This window comes from Acidovorax temperans (assembly GCF_006716905.1).
Taxonomy (GTDB): domain Bacteria; phylum Pseudomonadota; class Gammaproteobacteria; order Burkholderiales; family Burkholderiaceae_C; genus Acidovorax; species Acidovorax temperans.
The window spans coordinates 1-15,342 of the sequence record NZ_VFPV01000003.1 but is presented as its reverse complement, the minus strand read 5'-3'; the positions used below and the strand labels follow the sequence as shown (position 1 = coordinate 15,342).

At 63.0% G+C, this 15,342-nt stretch carries 14 protein-coding genes; 6 read left to right on the top strand and 8 right to left on the bottom strand.

Annotated elements, in window-relative coordinates; translation table 11 throughout:
- Positions 1–10: 10 nt before the first annotated feature.
- From BDD18_RS14915 to BDD18_RS14890, 6 genes are all read right to left on the bottom strand, one after another.
- Entirely contained in the window at positions 11–637 is a 627-nt protein-coding gene (locus tag BDD18_RS14915) for a Maf family protein (RefSeq protein ID WP_142084148.1), read from the bottom strand.
- A gap of 100 nt (positions 638–737) precedes the next feature.
- The gene (gene rlmH / locus BDD18_RS14910; RefSeq protein WP_007858784.1) at positions 738–1,205 is read right to left on the bottom strand and encodes a 23S rRNA (pseudouridine(1915)-N(3))-methyltransferase RlmH; all 468 of its coding nucleotides are present in this window, start codon (positions 1,203–1,205) and stop codon (positions 738–740) included.
- Positions 1,206–1,275: 70 nt separating this feature from the next.
- Complete coding sequence (gene rsfS, locus BDD18_RS14905) at positions 1,276–2,121, bottom strand: ribosome silencing factor (protein ID WP_142084147.1); 846 nt, start codon at positions 2,119–2,121, stop codon at positions 1,276–1,278.
- Positions 2,122–2,360: 239 nt separating this feature from the next.
- On the bottom strand, positions 2,361–3,308 hold the full coding sequence (gene hemF, locus BDD18_RS14900) for an oxygen-dependent coproporphyrinogen oxidase (protein WP_142084146.1): 948 nt from the start codon (positions 3,306–3,308) through the stop codon (positions 2,361–2,363).
- On the bottom strand, positions 3,308–4,588 hold the full coding sequence (gene purD, locus BDD18_RS14895; protein WP_142084145.1) for a phosphoribosylamine--glycine ligase: 1,281 nt from the start codon (positions 4,586–4,588) through the stop codon (positions 3,308–3,310). The genes hemF and purD overlap by 1 nt, the downstream gene beginning before the upstream one ends.
- A gap of 105 nt (positions 4,589–4,693) precedes the next feature.
- A complete protein-coding gene (locus tag BDD18_RS14890) occupies positions 4,694–5,413 on the bottom strand; it encodes a YebC/PmpR family DNA-binding transcriptional regulator (protein WP_066690248.1) in 720 nt (239 codons plus the stop codon).
- Between the two features lie 78 nt (positions 5,414–5,491).
- On the opposite strand from BDD18_RS14890, the gene BDD18_RS14885 reads away from it, so the two are divergent.
- The 5 genes from BDD18_RS14885 (at position 5,492) to upp (ending at position 10,858) form a co-directional block, all read left to right on the top strand.
- Positions 5,492–7,024, top strand: a complete 1,533-nt coding sequence (locus BDD18_RS14885; protein WP_142084144.1) for a helicase HerA-like domain-containing protein — start codon at positions 5,492–5,494, stop codon at positions 7,022–7,024.
- Positions 7,025–7,203: 179 nt separating this feature from the next.
- On the top strand, positions 7,204–8,022 hold the full coding sequence (locus BDD18_RS14880; RefSeq protein WP_142084143.1) for a glycine-rich domain-containing protein: 819 nt from the start codon (positions 7,204–7,206) through the stop codon (positions 8,020–8,022).
- Positions 8,023–8,191: 169 nt separating this feature from the next.
- The gene (locus tag BDD18_RS14875) at positions 8,192–9,046 is read left to right on the top strand and encodes an enoyl-CoA hydratase-related protein (protein ID WP_142084142.1); all 855 of its coding nucleotides are present in this window, start codon (positions 8,192–8,194) and stop codon (positions 9,044–9,046) included.
- Positions 9,047–9,165: 119 nt separating this feature from the next.
- On the top strand, positions 9,166–10,140 hold the full coding sequence (locus BDD18_RS14870) for a threo-3-hydroxy-L-aspartate ammonia-lyase (protein ID WP_142084141.1): 975 nt from the start codon (positions 9,166–9,168) through the stop codon (positions 10,138–10,140).
- Positions 10,141–10,228: 88 nt separating this feature from the next.
- Entirely contained in the window at positions 10,229–10,858 is a 630-nt protein-coding gene (gene upp, locus BDD18_RS14865) for a uracil phosphoribosyltransferase (protein WP_044394847.1), read from the top strand.
- Between the two features lie 158 nt (positions 10,859–11,016).
- On the opposite strand, the gene BDD18_RS14860 is transcribed toward upp, so the two are convergent.
- Positions 11,017–12,735: a nitrite reductase gene (locus BDD18_RS14860; protein ID WP_142084140.1), complete on the bottom strand. Its 1,719-nt coding sequence runs from the start codon at positions 12,733–12,735 to the stop codon at positions 11,017–11,019.
- 343 nt (positions 12,736–13,078) lie between these two features.
- Here BDD18_RS14860 and BDD18_RS14855 point away from each other — a divergent pair, with 343 nt between their 5' ends.
- Positions 13,079–14,347 carry an amidohydrolase family protein gene (locus tag BDD18_RS14855; protein WP_142084138.1) on the top strand — a complete coding sequence of 423 codons (1,269 nt, stop codon included), beginning with the start codon at positions 13,079–13,081 and terminating at the stop codon, positions 14,345–14,347.
- Positions 14,348–14,427: 80 nt separating this feature from the next.
- On the opposite strand, the gene BDD18_RS14850 is transcribed toward BDD18_RS14855, so the two are convergent.
- Positions 14,428–15,342 (bottom strand): ABC transporter permease (locus BDD18_RS14850; RefSeq protein WP_142084136.1); only part of this gene is annotated, 915 nt, incomplete at its 5' end.

Genomic DNA, 15,342 nt, shown 5'->3' with positions numbered 1-15,342 from the left:
GCGTTGAATCTCACACAGAGAAGCCGATGGCACGCAGCAACTGGGCTGTCTCGTACATCGGCAGGCCCATGATGCCCGAATAGCTGCCATGCAGCACCGGAATAAACGCGGCCGCGCGCCCCTGAATGCCGTACGCCCCCGCCTTGCCCATGGGCTCGCCAGTGGCCACATAGGCGGCGATCTGATCAGCCGTGAGCGGCGCAAATGTGACTTCTGACACCGAAAGCGCCTGCAGCCGCTGTGCACCTGCGCCATCACCCACCTGCACAGCCACCGCCGTCAGCACCCGGTGGGTTTGGCCCGCTAGCTCGGCCAGCATGCGCTGGGCGTGCGGGGCGTCGTCGGGCTTACCATAAATGGTGCTTCCGAGAGCGACCGTAGTGTCTGAGCACAGGATGGGCGCCATAGGCAGCCCGCGCCGAGCACACCGGGCCACAGCGGCGTCGAGCTTCAGGCCGGTGACGCGGGCTACGTAGTCGTCCGGGCTTTCGTCGGGCAGCACAGCTTCGATGCCTTCGGCGTCTTCGGCCACATCGCCATCCACATTGGGCAGCAGCAATTCGTTGCGCACGCCCAGCTGCTCCAGCAACTGGCGGCGGCGCGGGCTTTGGGAGGCAAGGTAGATGAAGTCAGGCATGAAGGGATTTTGAAGAAAACCGACTCCAGCGCTTATCCATCAAGCGCCAGCAGCTATTAATAGTGAAGCAAATGACGGGCCAATACAGGGCATGGGCAAGTCACTCGCGGTGGTAGGGGTGCCCTGCGTTCACCGACCAGGCCCGGTACAGCTGTTCAATCAGCAGCACGCGCACCATGGCATGGGGCAGTGTCAGATCGGACAGGCGAATGCGCTCGTGTGCCGCCTGCCGAAAGGCAGGGTCCAGGCCATCAGGGCCGCCAATGACCAGGGCCACATCGTCACCGCCCAGTTGCCAGCCTTTGAGCCGCTCTGCCAGGGCCTTGGTGGTGAGGTTGGTACCGCGCTCGTCCAGCGCGACCACGCGGGTGCCGCGGGGAATGGCGGCCTCGATGCGCTCACGCTCGGCGGCGTACAGCGTCTCCAGTGTCTTGGAGCCACGCGGCTCGGTCTTCACGGCCTTGAGCTCCACTTTGAGTTCCGGTGGAAAACGCTTGGCATAGTCGTCGTAGGCAGTTTGCGCCCAATCGGGCACCCGCTGCCCCACGGCAACAATCAGCAGCTTCATGAGTCAACCTGAATGTGTGAAAGACCAACGCGCCGCACACCCACGCGATGGGTGCACGGCGGCAGGGCCATCAGCCCTTGCGGGCCGGTGCCTTCTTGGCAGCGGGCTTGGCCGCAGCCTTGGGGGCTGCTTTGGCAGCAGGCTTGGCAGCTGCGCGTGCAGGGGCCTTGGCGGCAGGAGACTTCTTGGCTGCAGGCTTCTTGGCGCCGCCCGGCTTGACGACCACGGTCTTCACGGGAGTCTTGGCGGCTGCGGGCTTCTTGGCGGCGGCAGTGCCAGCGGTTTTGCTGGCAGGTTTGGCTGCGGTGGTCTTTGCAGCCGGTTTGGCCGCCGCAGTTTTTGCGGGTGCAGCTTTGGCAGCAGTCTTTGCCACAGCCTTCACCGTGGCCTTGCCAGAGCGGGCGGGTGCTGAAGGGGCAGCTGCCGCTTTTTTGGCCGGAGCCTTTTTGGCTGCAGTTTTCGCATCCGACTTGGCGGCCTTCTGGGCAGACTTTTTGTCAGCCAGATCGGCGGCAGCCGTCGAAGACGGCTTGGCGGCACCCAGCTTCAAGCGCACTGGCGTGTCACCCCACAGCTCTTCCAGGCGGTAGTACTGGCGAATGGCGGGCTGCATGATGTGCGCCACGGCCGAGCCGCAGTCCACAATGATCCACTCGCCATTGTCTTCGCCTTCAATCCGCGGCTTGGGAAAGCCTGCTTCCTTAACGGCATCGCGCACGCTGGAAGCCAGCGCTTTGGTCTGGCGGTTAGAGGTGCCCGATGCCACGATCACCCGTTCAAACAGCGGCGACAGATGCTCGGTGTTGAAGACCTGGATGTCTTGCGCCTTCACGTCTTCCAGGCCATCAACGATGGCGCGCTGGAGTTTGGCAACGTCTTTTTTGGCCGCGGTTTCCGATTTGGTGGATGTGGTCATCAGGCAGTGAAATAGATAGGAATGGAATCAATATAGCGCGCAACGCGGCGCACAGCCAGAGGGGCTACGCCTTGGGTGTTGCACATGGGCGCAGAGGCGTTTTACGGTGTTTTTGGCCTCTTGCGCTCATGAATCAAGCGCTGCCAGCTATTGAAATTATAGCTTTTGGGCCTTTGGGGGTGGCAAGGGCTGGCTGGCAACTGCCCCCAGCCCTTGTGTTTAGTGGTGTCGCGTGGCGCTTACAGCCATTCGCGCCGCACCAGAAACTGCTGCATCAGTGCGGCCTCGGGCGAGCCTGGTTCGGCAGAACGCTGGTACGACCAGGACACCAGCGGCGGCATGGACAGCAGGATCGATTCGGTGCGCCCACCCGACTGCAGGCCGAAGTGCGTGCCCCGGTCCCACACCAGATTGAACTCGACATAGCGGCCCCGGCGGTACAACTGGAAGTCGCGTTCGCGTTCGCCGTAAGGCATGGCCTGGCGGCGCTCAACGATGGGCAGGTATGCACTCAAAAAGGCATCGCCCACCGATTGCGTCATGGCCAGGCTTTGCTCAAAGCCCAGCTCTGAAAAATCGTCGAAAAACACACCGCCCACGCCGCGCTGCTCGTTGCGGTGTTTCAGGAAGAAATATTCGTCGCACCATTGTTTGAAGCGCGGGTACTTGTCTTCGCCAAAGGGCGCCAGCGCGTCGCGGCATGTGCGGTGGAAATGCACGGCGTCTTCCTCAAAGCCGTAATACGGCGTGAGATCCATGCCGCCCCCAAACCAGCAGATAGGTGCCTGACCAGGGTGCCCGGCGGCAATCATGCGCACGTTCATGTGCACCGTGGGCACGTAAGGGTTGCGCGGGTGAAATACCAGCGAAACGCCCATGGCCTCAAACGGCGCGCCTGCCAGTTCGGGCCGGTGCTGCGTGGCCGAGGGCGGCAACTGTGGGCCACGCACATGGCTAAAGCCACAGCCCGCGCGCTCAAACACCCGGCCGCCTTCCATGATCTTGGTAATGCCATCCCCCTGCAGCGGCTCGCCGGGCGGCTTGCTCCAGGCATCGGCCAGGAAGCGGGCACCGCCCTCGCCTTCCACAGCCTCCAGCGCATCGGTGATGCGGGCCTGCAGGCCCACCAGGTAGCCGCGCACGCGGGCCACGGTGTCTGCCGTGTTCAGAACTTGTGCTTCAGCCATCAGTTTTTGATGGCCCGGAAGCCAATGTCACGGCGGTACTGCGCACCTTCGAAGTGAATGCCGCGCGCCACGTCGTAAGCACGCTGCTGCGCTTGCTTGACGCTGTCGGCCAGCACGGTCACGCACAGCACACGGCCGCCCGTCACGCTGACCACGCCGTCTTTTAACTGCGTGCCGGCGTGGAACACCACCGCATCGTCCGCGTCGGCGGGCAAGCCGGTGATGAGGTCGCCCTTGCGGGGGCTTTCGGGGTAGCCGTGCGCAGCCATCACCACGCCCAGCGCGGTTCGGCGGTCCCACTGCACCTCGATCTGGTCGAGCTTGCCATCCACCGCCGCGCTCAGCACATCCACCAGGTCGCTCTTGAGGCGCATGAGGATGGGCTGCGTTTCGGGGTCGCCCATGCGGCAGTTGAACTCGAGCGTCTTGGGATGGCCCTTGGCGTCGATCATCAGGCCGGCGTACAGGAAGCCGGTGTAGGGAATACCGTCTTTTTCCATGCCGCGAATGGTGGGCAGGATGATCTCGCGCATGGCGCGGGCATGCACATCGGCCGTGACCACGGGCGCGGGCGAATACGCGCCCATGCCGCCGGTGTTGGGGCCTTCGTCGCCATCCTTCAGGCGCTTGTGGTCCTGGCTGGTGGCCAATGCCAGCACGTTCTTGCCATCGCACAGCACGATGAAGCTGGCTTCTTCGCCTTCCAGGAACTGCTCAATCACCACGCGCGCACCACCTTCGTTGTGCGTCACGCCGTATTTGTTGTCCACCAGCATGAAGTCCACGGCATCGTGGGCTTCCTGCAGCGTCATCGCCACGACCACGCCCTTGCCCGCCGCCAAGCCGTCGGCCTTGATGACGATGGGCGCGCCCAGGCGGTCAATGAAGGCGTGGGCTGCAGCGGGGTCGGTAAAGGTGTCGTAATCGGCCGTGGGAATGCCGTGGCGGCGCATGAAGGCCTTGCTGAACGCCTTGGAGCTTTCCAGCTGCGCAGCAGCCTTGGTGGGGCCAAAGATACGCAGGCCGTTGGCGCGAAACTCGTCCACCACCCCTGCAGCCAGCGGGGCTTCGGGGCCAACCACCGTGAGGGCGATCTTCTCGGCCTGGGCCCAGACGCGCAGTTCACGCACGTCAGAAATGGCCACGTTTTCGAGCTTGGGGTTGAGCGCCGTGCCGCCATTGCCTGGGGCCACGTACACCTTCGTCACCTTGGGCGACTGGCTCAGCTTCCAGGCCATTGCGTGTTCACGGCCGCCGCCACCAATCACGAGTACTTTCATAGGAACCTTTGGTGAGTCCTGCAGGCGCCTTGTGGAGACGCCCCCCGAGGAACTCAGAGAAATATCAGTCGAAAAACCTGCTCGCGCAAGAAAAAAGCAGCCGGATCAGAGCGCCGCGTTGTGATAGACCTCCTGGGCGTCGTCCAGGTCTTCCAGCACGTCGAGCAGCTTTTGCATCTTGGCGGCATCGTCGCCCGTCAGCTCAATCGTGTTCTCGGGCCGCATGGTCACGCCAGCCACTTCGGGCGTCAGGCCGGCAGCTTCCAGGGCGTTCTTCACCGCTTCAAATTCAGCCGGGCTGGTCAGCACCTCCACTGCACCGTCTTCATCGGTGATGACATCGTCTGCGCCCGCTTCCAGCGCCACTTCCATCACCTTGTCTTCGCTCGTGCCGGGGGCAAAAATCAGCTGGCCACAGTGCTTGAACTGGAACACCACCGAGCCTTCAGTACCCATGCTGCCGCCGTGCTTGCTGAACGCGTGGCGCACCTCGGCCACGGTGCGCACACGGTTGTCGGTCATGGTGTCGATGATGATGGCGGCGCCACCAATGCCGTAGCCTTCGTAGCGGATTTCTTCGTAGGTCAGGCCTTCGGCGTTGCCAGTGGCCTTGTCGATGTTGTATTTGATGCGGTCGGCGGGCATGTTGGCCGCCTTGGCCTTGTCCACCGCCAGGCGCAGGCGGGGGTTGGCAGACAGATCGCCGCCACCGGCGCGGGCTGCCACAGTGATTTCACGAATGATGCGGGTCCAGATCTTGCCGCGTTTTTCATCCTGGCGCCCTTTGCGGTGCTGGATATTCGCCCATTTACTGTGTCCTGCCACGAGAGATCCTTTGGTATTGATTTAATCTAGCCTGCTGATTTTACTTTTTGCCAGACCGTATCCCCGAGGAACCCCCAAATGGCAGACCCCATGCTGATCGCCAAACACGCCACCACCGAATGCCACCTGTTGCCCGGCCTGGCCAACCGACACGGTCTCATCACCGGCGCCACGGGTACAGGCAAAACCGTGACCCTGCAGACCCTGGCAGAAAACTTCTCGCGCATCGGGGTGCCTGTGTTCATGGCCGACATCAAAGGCGACCTGACGGGCGCCAGCCAGCCCGGCAAGATCGGTGACAAGCTGGCAGGCGTGCTCAAAGAGCGCGGGCTCGACTTGCCCACGCCCCAAGCCTGCCCCACCACGCTGTGGGACGTGTTTGGCGAGCAAGGCCACCCGGTGCGCGCCACCATCTCGGACATGGGCCCGCTGCTGCTGGGGCGCATGCTCAATCTCAACGAGACCCAGCTGGGCGTGCTGAACCTGGTGTTCAAGATTGCCGACGACAACGGCCTGCTGCTGCTGGACCTGAAAGACCTGCGGGCCATGCTGCAGTACGTGGGCGACAACGCCAAGGATTTCACCACCGAGTACGGCAACATCAGCTCGGCCAGCGTGGGCGCCATCCAGCGCGGGCTGTTGCAAATCGAGCAGCAAGGCGGCGACAAGTTCTTTGGCGAGCCCATGCTCAACATCCAGGATTTCATGCAGACGGTGGACGGCCAAGGCGTCATCAACATCCTGGCGGCCGACAAGCTCATGAATTCGCCGCGCCTGTACGCCACCTTTTTGCTGTGGATGCTGTCCGAGCTGTTCGAAACCCTCCCCGAAATTGGCGACCCTGAAAAGCCCAAGCTGGTCTTCTTCTTCGACGAGGCCCACCTGCTGTTCAACGAGGCGCCCAAGGTGCTCATTGAGCGCATCGAACTGGTGGTGCGCCTGGTGCGCTCCAAGGGCGTGGGCGTGTATTTCGTCACACAGAACCCGCTCGACATCCCTGACAGCGTGCTGGCCCAGCTGGGCAACCGCGTGCAGCACGCGCTGCGGGCCTTCACTCCGCGCGACCAGAAGGCAGTGAAGGCCACGGCCACCACCATGCGCCAAAAGCCTGGGCTCGACATCGAAACCGCCATCACCGAGCTGGCCGTGGGCGAAGCCCTGGTGAGCTTTCTGGACGCCAAGGGCCGCCCCAGCGTGACCGAACGCGTGTTTGTGCTGCCCCCCGCCAGCCAGCTCGGGCCCATCACGCCCCAGCAGCGCCAGGCGCTCATCGCGCAATCGCTGGTGGCCGGGATCTACGAAAAAGTGGTGGACCGGGAATCGGCCTACGAAAAGCTCAAAGGCCGCACCGAGGAAGCGGCAGCGCAATCCCCCGCCGCCACCGGTGCGGGCAAGACGCCAGCTGGAGACAATGCCAACGACGGCGGCGGGCTGCTGGGCGGCCTGAACGACGTGCTGTTTGGCTCCACCGGCCCGCGTGGTGGGCGCCGTGATGGCCTGGCGCAAACGATGGCCAAGTCGGCCGTGCGCACCATGGGCACCACCCTGGGCAAAGAGATTTTGCGTGGCGTGCTGGGCAGCATCTTTGGGGGCAGCGGCAAGCGGCGCTGATTTCAAAAAAGCTGGCAACCAACCAAACCCGGGCGGTTGCCAGCGCAGGCACCGCCCGGTGTGCTTCTGTCGCCACAGTACGCTGCCAACAGATGCATGACTTCCATATGACATTCACCATTTCGTCATAAAACGGGCGTTGAATCGATCCCAACAAAAACAACAACAAAGGAGGATCGATGACAAAAACCGAAATCGCGCTGCTGCGCTGGGGCCAGCTGCCCATGTTTGCCGCCATCATGGGCTGGATACTGGGCTTTGTCGGGGTGGCTGCGGGCCTGTGGCGCCCCCAGTGGTACTGGGTCCTCTATTTCATCGCCACCGTGGCCATGACAGCGCTGTGCATCCAGCAGACCAACGCAGCGCGTGAGCGCTACATCCGCGAAGCCCCCCTGCCCCGCTTCTTGCAGCGCAAACTGCGCGAGGCCTACCCGCAGCTGAGTGCCAAGGATGGCGAGCTGGTCGAACGGGGTCTGCGGCAGTTCTTCCTTGCCTGCCTGCGCAGCCGCCAGTTCGTCGCCATGCCCTCACAGGCGGTGGATGTGCTGTGGCACGAGTTCATCCTGCACACGCAGGCCTACCAACGGTGGTGCACCCACGCGCTGGGCCGCTTTTTGCACCACACCCCGGCCGAAGCCCTGGGGCGCAAAGGCATGCACAACGACGGCCTGCGGCGCGCCTGGTTCTGGGCGTGCAAGGAGGAATCCATCGACCCCAAGGCCCCCAGCCGCCTGCCGCTGCTGTTTGCACTGGATGCCAAGTTCGCCATCCCCAACGGGTTCCACTACGTGCCCGACTGCCGATTGACGGGTGCGCAAAGCAGCGCGGCGGCCAACGCGAGCAGCGGCGGCTGTGGCGGCTCCCCCTACTGCGGCACCGATTTTTCGGATGGCAGCTACAGCGGCAGCTCGGGCGACTTTGGCGGAGCCGACTGCTCGGACGGCAGTGGCGGTGATGGAGGCGGCGACGGCGGAGGCTGTGGCGGGGGCGGCGATTGAGCCGCACAAGGCAAGCCACGGCGGGCCACCTTGGCTGCACAGCGCCGAGATGCCAATGCTATTAAATCAATAGCTACCAGCACTTTCCAATCAAGCGCGAGCGGCTGATTTCATTCAAAGTCGCCCAGGCGACGAACGCCGAAGCGCGGCCGCCCTAGAGTGTCAGTCCATGCACACCGACATCAACGCCCTCACCTGCTTCACCCTCAGCACCACCGCGCAGGTGGCCCACCTGGTTTTGAACAAGCCAGAAGCGCTGAACACCATGCACCCCACCTTCTGGCGCGAGCTGGACACGGTGCTGGCCCACCTGCATCAGACAGGTACGGCACGGGCGCTCGTCATCAGCAGCACGGGCAAGCATTTCAGCGCGGGCATGGCGCTCGAAACCTTTGGCGGCGCCATCACCATGGACGACGAAAGCCCCGAAGGCCGCGCCGCCATTTTTGACCTGCTGACCGACATGCAGGTCACCTTCACACGGCTGGAGAACCTGCGCATCCCGGTCATCATGGCCATCCATGGCGGCTGCATCGGCGGCGCGGTGGACATGGTCACGGCGGGCTGCATCCGCTACGCCACGCAGGATGCGTTCTTCTGCATCCAGGAGATCAACATCGGCATGGTGGCCGATGTGGGCACGCTGCAGCGCCTGCCCAAGCTCATCCCGCTGGGCGTGGTCAAGGAGTTGGCCTACACCGGCCGCCGCCTGAGCGCGGCCAAGGCGCAGGACTACGGCCTGGTCAACGACGTGTTTGACACCCAAGAAGCCATGGTGGCCGCAGCCCTGCAATGTGCACAAGAAATTGCCAGCAAGCCGCCCGTAGCCATCTGGGGCACCAAACAGGCCATTCACTACGCCCGAGACCATTCGGTGGAAGACAGCCTGCGCCAGATGGGCTGGTTGCAGGGCGCCATCTGGAGCAACCAGCATGTGCGCGAATCTGTTACCGCCATGAAGCAAAAGCGCGCGGGTGACTTCCCCGCACTCACGCCGCTGCAACGCTTTGCAGATCTGGGCTGACGCAAAACAGCAGGCCACACAGAGACACTACGAGCGAAGCGGCCCCTGGGCCGCTTTTGCGTTGAGGCATGGCAGTGCCTATGATGCAAGGCATTTCCTGATTGATTGCGGAGCCTTTCATGAACCCAGCCGCCCTGCCTGCGCCCACCTTTGATGACCTGCGTGCGGCGGCGCAGCGGCTGCACGGCATTGCCCACCGCACACCCGTGCTGCGCTCTACCAGCGCTGACGAAAGCACCGGGGCGCAAGTGTTTTTCAAGTGCGAAAACCTGCAGCGCACGGGGGCGTTCAAGTTCCGTGGGGCTTACAACACGCTGGCCCAGTTCACCCCCGAACAGCGCGAACGTGGCGTGCTGGCCTTTTCTGCGGGCAACCACGCACAGGCCATTGCGCTGTCGGCACGCCTGCTTGACATGCCCGCCGTGATCGTGATGCCGGAAGACGCCCCCGCGACCAAGATGGCTGCCACGCGCGAATACGGCGCGCAAGTGGTGACCTACAACCGCTACACCGAAGACCGCGAAGCCATCAGCCGCCGCTTGGCGCAAGAACGCGGCATGACGCTGGTGCCACCGTTTGATCACCCCCATGTCATTGCAGGCCAGGGCACAGCAGCGATGGAGTTGCTGGAAGATGTGCCGGGGCTGGACTACCTGTTCGTCTGCGTGGGCGGTGGCGGCCTGCTGGCGGGCAGCACGTTGGCCGCGCAGGTCATGGCGCCGGGGTGTCGGCTGGTGGGTGTGGAGCCTGAAGCAGGCAATGACGGCCAGCAGTCGTTCAAGGCCGGGCACATCGTGCAGATACCCACACCCCACACTATTGCCGACGGCGCGCAAACACAGGCGCTGGGCCAGCTCACCTTTCCCATCATTGCCGAAGGCGTGGAAGACATGGTGACTGCCACCGACGAACAACTGGTGCAGGCCCTGCGGTTTTTTGCAGAGCGCATGAAGATCGTGGTGGAGCCCACGGGTGCGCTGGCATTTGCCGGCGTACGCAATGGCAGTGTGGATGTGCGTGGCAAGCGGGTGGGCGTGCTCATCAGCGGTGGCAATGTGGACTTGCCGCGCTATGCACGCTTTCTTGCAGAGTGAAGACCCGCCTTTTGCACTGCGAGTTTTACCGGTTGGTGGAAAATACCGGGTGTTTTCCAAGTCATCTATTCGCTAATTCAGGTTTTTCATGAGCAACGTCACCGTCATCACCCACCCCCTCGTCCAGCACAAGCTCACGCTCATGCGCAAGAAGGACGCCAGCACCAACAGCTTCCGCCGCCTGCTGGGCGAGCTGTCCACGCTGATGGCTTACGAGGTGACGCGCGACATGCCGCTGCAGGACGTGCAGATCGAAACCCCGCTGGAGACCATGACCGGCAAGATGATCGACGGCAAGAAGCTGGTGCTCGTCTCCATCCTGCGCGCGGGCAATGGCTTTTTGGACGGCATGCTCAACGTGGTGCCCGGCGCCCGTGTGGGCCACATCGGCCTGTACCGCGACCCCAACACGCTGCAGCCGGTCGAGTACTACTTCAAGATGCCTTCCGAGATGGAAGAGCGCGACATCATCGTGGTGGATCCCATGCTGGCCACCGGCAATTCGGCTGCCGCCTGCGTAGACCGGCTCAAGCAGCTTAAACCCCGCTCCATCAAGTTCGTATGCCTGCTGGCTGCGCCTGAAGGCGTGGCCACGCTGCAAAAGGCCCACCCCGATGTGCCGATTTTCACTGCCGCCATCGACCGCGAACTCAACGACCACGGCTACATCCTGCCGGGCCTGGGTGACGCAGGCGACCGCATCTTCGGCACCAAGTAAGGCGAAAGCCCTGCGCCTGCGCCGCAGGCGTTGCGCGGGCAAATAAAAAACGCCGCAGGGTACAAAACCCTGCGGCGTTTTTTTGTGCCCCGGTTTTCAAGCCGAGGCGCTGATACCTCTACCCACTGTGCGGGCAAGCCGCACAGTGCCTTGGGCCATCAATACACGTCGTACTGCGTGTTGTAGACGTTGAAGTGGCCCGTGGGGGTAATCAGGCGTGGATCCTTGATGACCTTCTTGAGCTTGAGGGTCTTGTCGTCCACCACCACGATCGCGCTTTCCTTGTTCTTGGCGGACCAGACAGAGAACCAGACCTCGTCACCAGCCTTGTTGTACTCAGGCTGCACCACGCGCTTGGCACCGTCGTCCTTCAGGTCAGCCCACTCAGCGATAGGAAGCGTCTTGTAGCCCTTGTCCAGGTTGTTGATGTCGTACACCACCACCGACTGCGAGATCTTTGGATCAGGATTCAGTGGAGCGTCTGAGTACAAGTGCTGCGACTTGGGGTGGCTCTTGACGAACAGAGCACCGCCGCCAGGCCCCTTGAGCTTGGCCACTTCCTTGAAAGCGTACTGCTTGAACTTCTTGGGGTCGGTGCCGATCAGGGAGATCGTATCGTCGCCCAGGTGGCCGGTAGACCACACGGGACCGAACTGCGGATGGGTGAAGTTGGCGCCACGGCCGGGGTGGGGGATCTTGCCCACATCGGTCAGGCCAGCCAGCTTGCCGTCCTTGGTATCGATCGCAGCAATCTTGTTGCTGTTGTTGGCAGCCACCATGAAGTAGCGCTTGGAAGCATCCAGACCACCGTCATGCAGGAACGGAGCAGAACCGATTTCGGTGATCTTGAGGGCGTCCAGATTGGAGTAGTCCACCATCAAGGTCTTGCCGGTTTCCTTCACGTTCACGATGAATTCGGGCTTGTAGTGGGAACCCAGAATGGATGCCACGCGGGGCTCAGGATGGTATTCCTGCGTGCCCACGACCATGCCGCGGGTGGAGACGATCTTCTTGGGCTCCAGCGTGTCGCCGTCCATGATGGTGAACTGGGGCGGCCAGTAAGCACCAGCGATCACCAGCTTGTCCTTGTAGCCCTTGGCCTTGGAGGTTTCCACCGAGCGGGCTTCCAGGCCGATGCGCACTTCTGCCACGCTGTCGGGTTTTGCCATCCACAGGTCGATCATGTTGATCTTGGCGTCGCGGCCAATCACGAACAGGTAGCGGCCCGAAGCCGACATGCGAGAGATGTGCACCGCATAGCCGGTCTTGATGATGCTGATGATTTCCTTGGTGTCGCCATCGATCAAAGCAATCTCACCCGTGTCACGCAGCGTGGTGGAGAAGATGTTCTCGATGTTGAAGTTGTTCATCTTCTTGGTCGGACGGTCCTTGGGCGCAACCGTTACCTTCCAGGTCTTCTTGGTGTCGTCCAGACTCCACTCGGGTGGCGTAGGCGCGTCGTGCTGGATGTAACGGGCCATCAGGTCCACCGTGGCTTCATCCATTTCACCAGAGGTCTGCCAGTTGGGCATGCCAGCGGGCGAACCGTAGGCAATGAACACCTTCAGGTAGTCGGTGCCCTTGGCCATGGTGATGTCAGGGGTCAGGGGCTTGCCGGTGGCGCCCTTGCGCAGCACACCGTGGCAGCCAGCGCAACGCTCGAAGTAGATCTGGCGAGCGCGATCGAACTCGGCCTGCGTCATCTTCGGCGCTTTGGGGTTCGTGCTTTGGTACATCGGTACATCGGCCAGAGGTGAAGAACCTGCCTGGTATTTCACCTCAGGGTCCGTAGCACCATCTTTGTGTTGTGCAGCGGCGGCCAGAGCCAGAGTGGACAGTGCCAGGGCCGCAAGGCGCGCCAGCTTTCGGGTTGTCATGGGGACTCCTTGTATGTCGCGGCCCAAGATGGCTCAATCTCCATCCCTCCAATAGGCCCGCCGCGGGCTGCGACGACTGGGGTTCGGCAGGCTCAGAGGCATTCTTTGTCAGCCAAACCGCCAGCGCTTTGATACCTATCAATGATTCATGTTAGATACCCATTTGGTTCAGGTGGCCCGATTCCGCGTGTCGTTTTCATCACCATGACATCAAGAGCCATACACGCCTCCGCAACCACAATGCAAGTGCATATCTCCCGCGCCCAACACTGAAGCGCAGCACCTCTGCAAATCGCAAAAACAACGTATCCTGAGCAAAACCCGTCCTGCCCCCTCTAATCCCATGCTTGACCTGCTCATCACCCATGCCACCCTGCCCGACGGGCGCCAGAACATGTCGATTGCCGTGCAAAACGGCCGCATCACCGAAGTGACTGAAGGCCTGCAAGCCCCAGCGCATGAAACAGTGGACGCAGGCGGCCTGCTGGTGAGCCCGCCGTTTGTGGACGCGCATTTCCACATGGATTCGACCCTGAGCTACGGCCAGCCGCGTGTGAATGAAAGCGGCACCCTGCTCGAAGGCATTGCGCTGTGGGGCGAGCTCAAGCCCCAGCTCACGCACGATGCCATCGTGCAGCGCGCATTGCAGTACTGCGACTGGGCCGTGGCGCGCGGGCTGCTGGCCATCCGCAGCCATGTGGACACCAGCGACCCCAGCCTGCTGCCGGTGCAGGCCCTGCTGGATGTGAAGCAGCGCGTGGCACCTTACCTGGACTTGCAGCTGGTGGCCTTTCCGCAAGACGGCGTGCTGCGCCGCCAGGGCGGGCTGGACAACCTGAAGCGGGCGCTGGACATGGGCGTGGACGTGGTGGGCGGTATTCCGCACTTTGAACGCACCTACGCCGATGGCACCGAGAGCGTGCGGCTGCTGTGCGAGCTGGCTGCCGAGCGCGGAAAACGCGTGGACATGCACTGCGACGAAAGCGACGACCCGCATTCGCGCCACGTCGAGACCCTGGCCTTTGAAACCCAGCGCCTGGGCCTGCACGGCCGCGTCACGGGCTCGCACCTCACCTCCATGCACAGCATGGACAACTACTACGTGAGCAAACTCATCCCGTTGATGTGTGAGGCCGACCTGGGCGTGGTGGCCAACCCGCTCATCAACATCACCCTGCAAGGCCGCCACGACACCTACCCCAAGCGCCGGGGCATGACCCGCGTGCCCGAGCTGATGGCCGCCGGCCTGACGGTGGCCTTTGGCCACGACTGCGTGCTCGACCCCTGGTACAGCGGCGGCAGCGGCGACATGCTGGAAGCCGCGCACATGGGCCTGCATGTGGGCCAAATGACCAGCCAGGCGGGCATGCGCCAGTGCTTTGATGCGGTGACCGTGAACCCTGCCCGCCTGCTGGGCTTGGAGGGCTACGGCCTGGCCCCCGGCTGCCACGCGGACTTTGTGCTGCTGCATGCGCGCAACCCGGCAGAAGCCATTCGTCTGCGGGCGGCGCGCCTGGGCGTCTGGCGGCGCGGCCAGCGCGTGGCGAGCCAGCCGGCGCCCACGGCGGCATTGAACTTGCCTGGGCGGCCGGGCACCGTGGAATTTATGTAAAAAGCGGCTCCAGCGCTTATCTAGAAAGCGCAAGCAGCTACCAAATCAATAGCAAACCCCATAGCAACTGGCGCGCAAGATCAAGCCATCTGCGAGATGGTCTTGCGAAAGCGCGCCAGTGCCAGGGCAAACAGCACGGCGCCAATCGCCAGCAGCCACACCAGCGACGACCACACCACCGACAACCCCGCGCCCCGGTACAGGATGGCCTGAGACAGCTCGGTGAAATGCGTGGTGGGCGCCAGCGACATCACGTACTGCACCCACAGCGGCATGCTCTCGCGCGGGGTGATGCCGCCTGAGAGCATCTCCAGCGGCATCATGGTCAGCACCATCAACAGGCCAAACTGCGGCATGCTGCGCGCCAGGGTGGCCATGTAGATGCCCATGGACGTGGTGGCAAACAGGTGCAGCACCGTGCCCAGCAAAAACAGCGGTATCGAGCCTTCAATCGGCACCCCAATCGCCCAGCGGATCACCACGGTGAGCGACACCCAGGTGGCCACCAGCACCACCAGCGCCATGGCCCACACTTTGGCCAGCATGATCTCGGCCGGGGTGACGGGCATGACGAGCAAGTGCTCCACGGTGCCGTGCTCGCGCTCGCGGATCAGCGCCGCGCCGGTGAGGATGATGGAGAGCATGGTGACGATGTTGATCAGCTCCATCACCGAGCCAAACCATGCGGGCGTGAGCGCCGGGTTGAACCGGGCGCGCACGGCCAGATCGATGGCAGGCGCAGGCACAGACCGGTAGCGCTGCACAAACTCGGCCACCTCCAGCTGAACGATCTGCTGCACCGCACCGTTGGATGTGAAGGCCTGCATCATGCGCGTGGCGTCCATGTTGAGCTGCACGCGCGGCACCTTGCCTGCCAGCACATCGCGCTGGAAGTTGGGCGGTATGTGCAGCACCAGCGTGTAGCGGCCGGCGTCCAGGCCAGGGTCCACATCCTGCGGGGCAATCAGGTCTGGCCCCACAAACTGCGGCGCAAA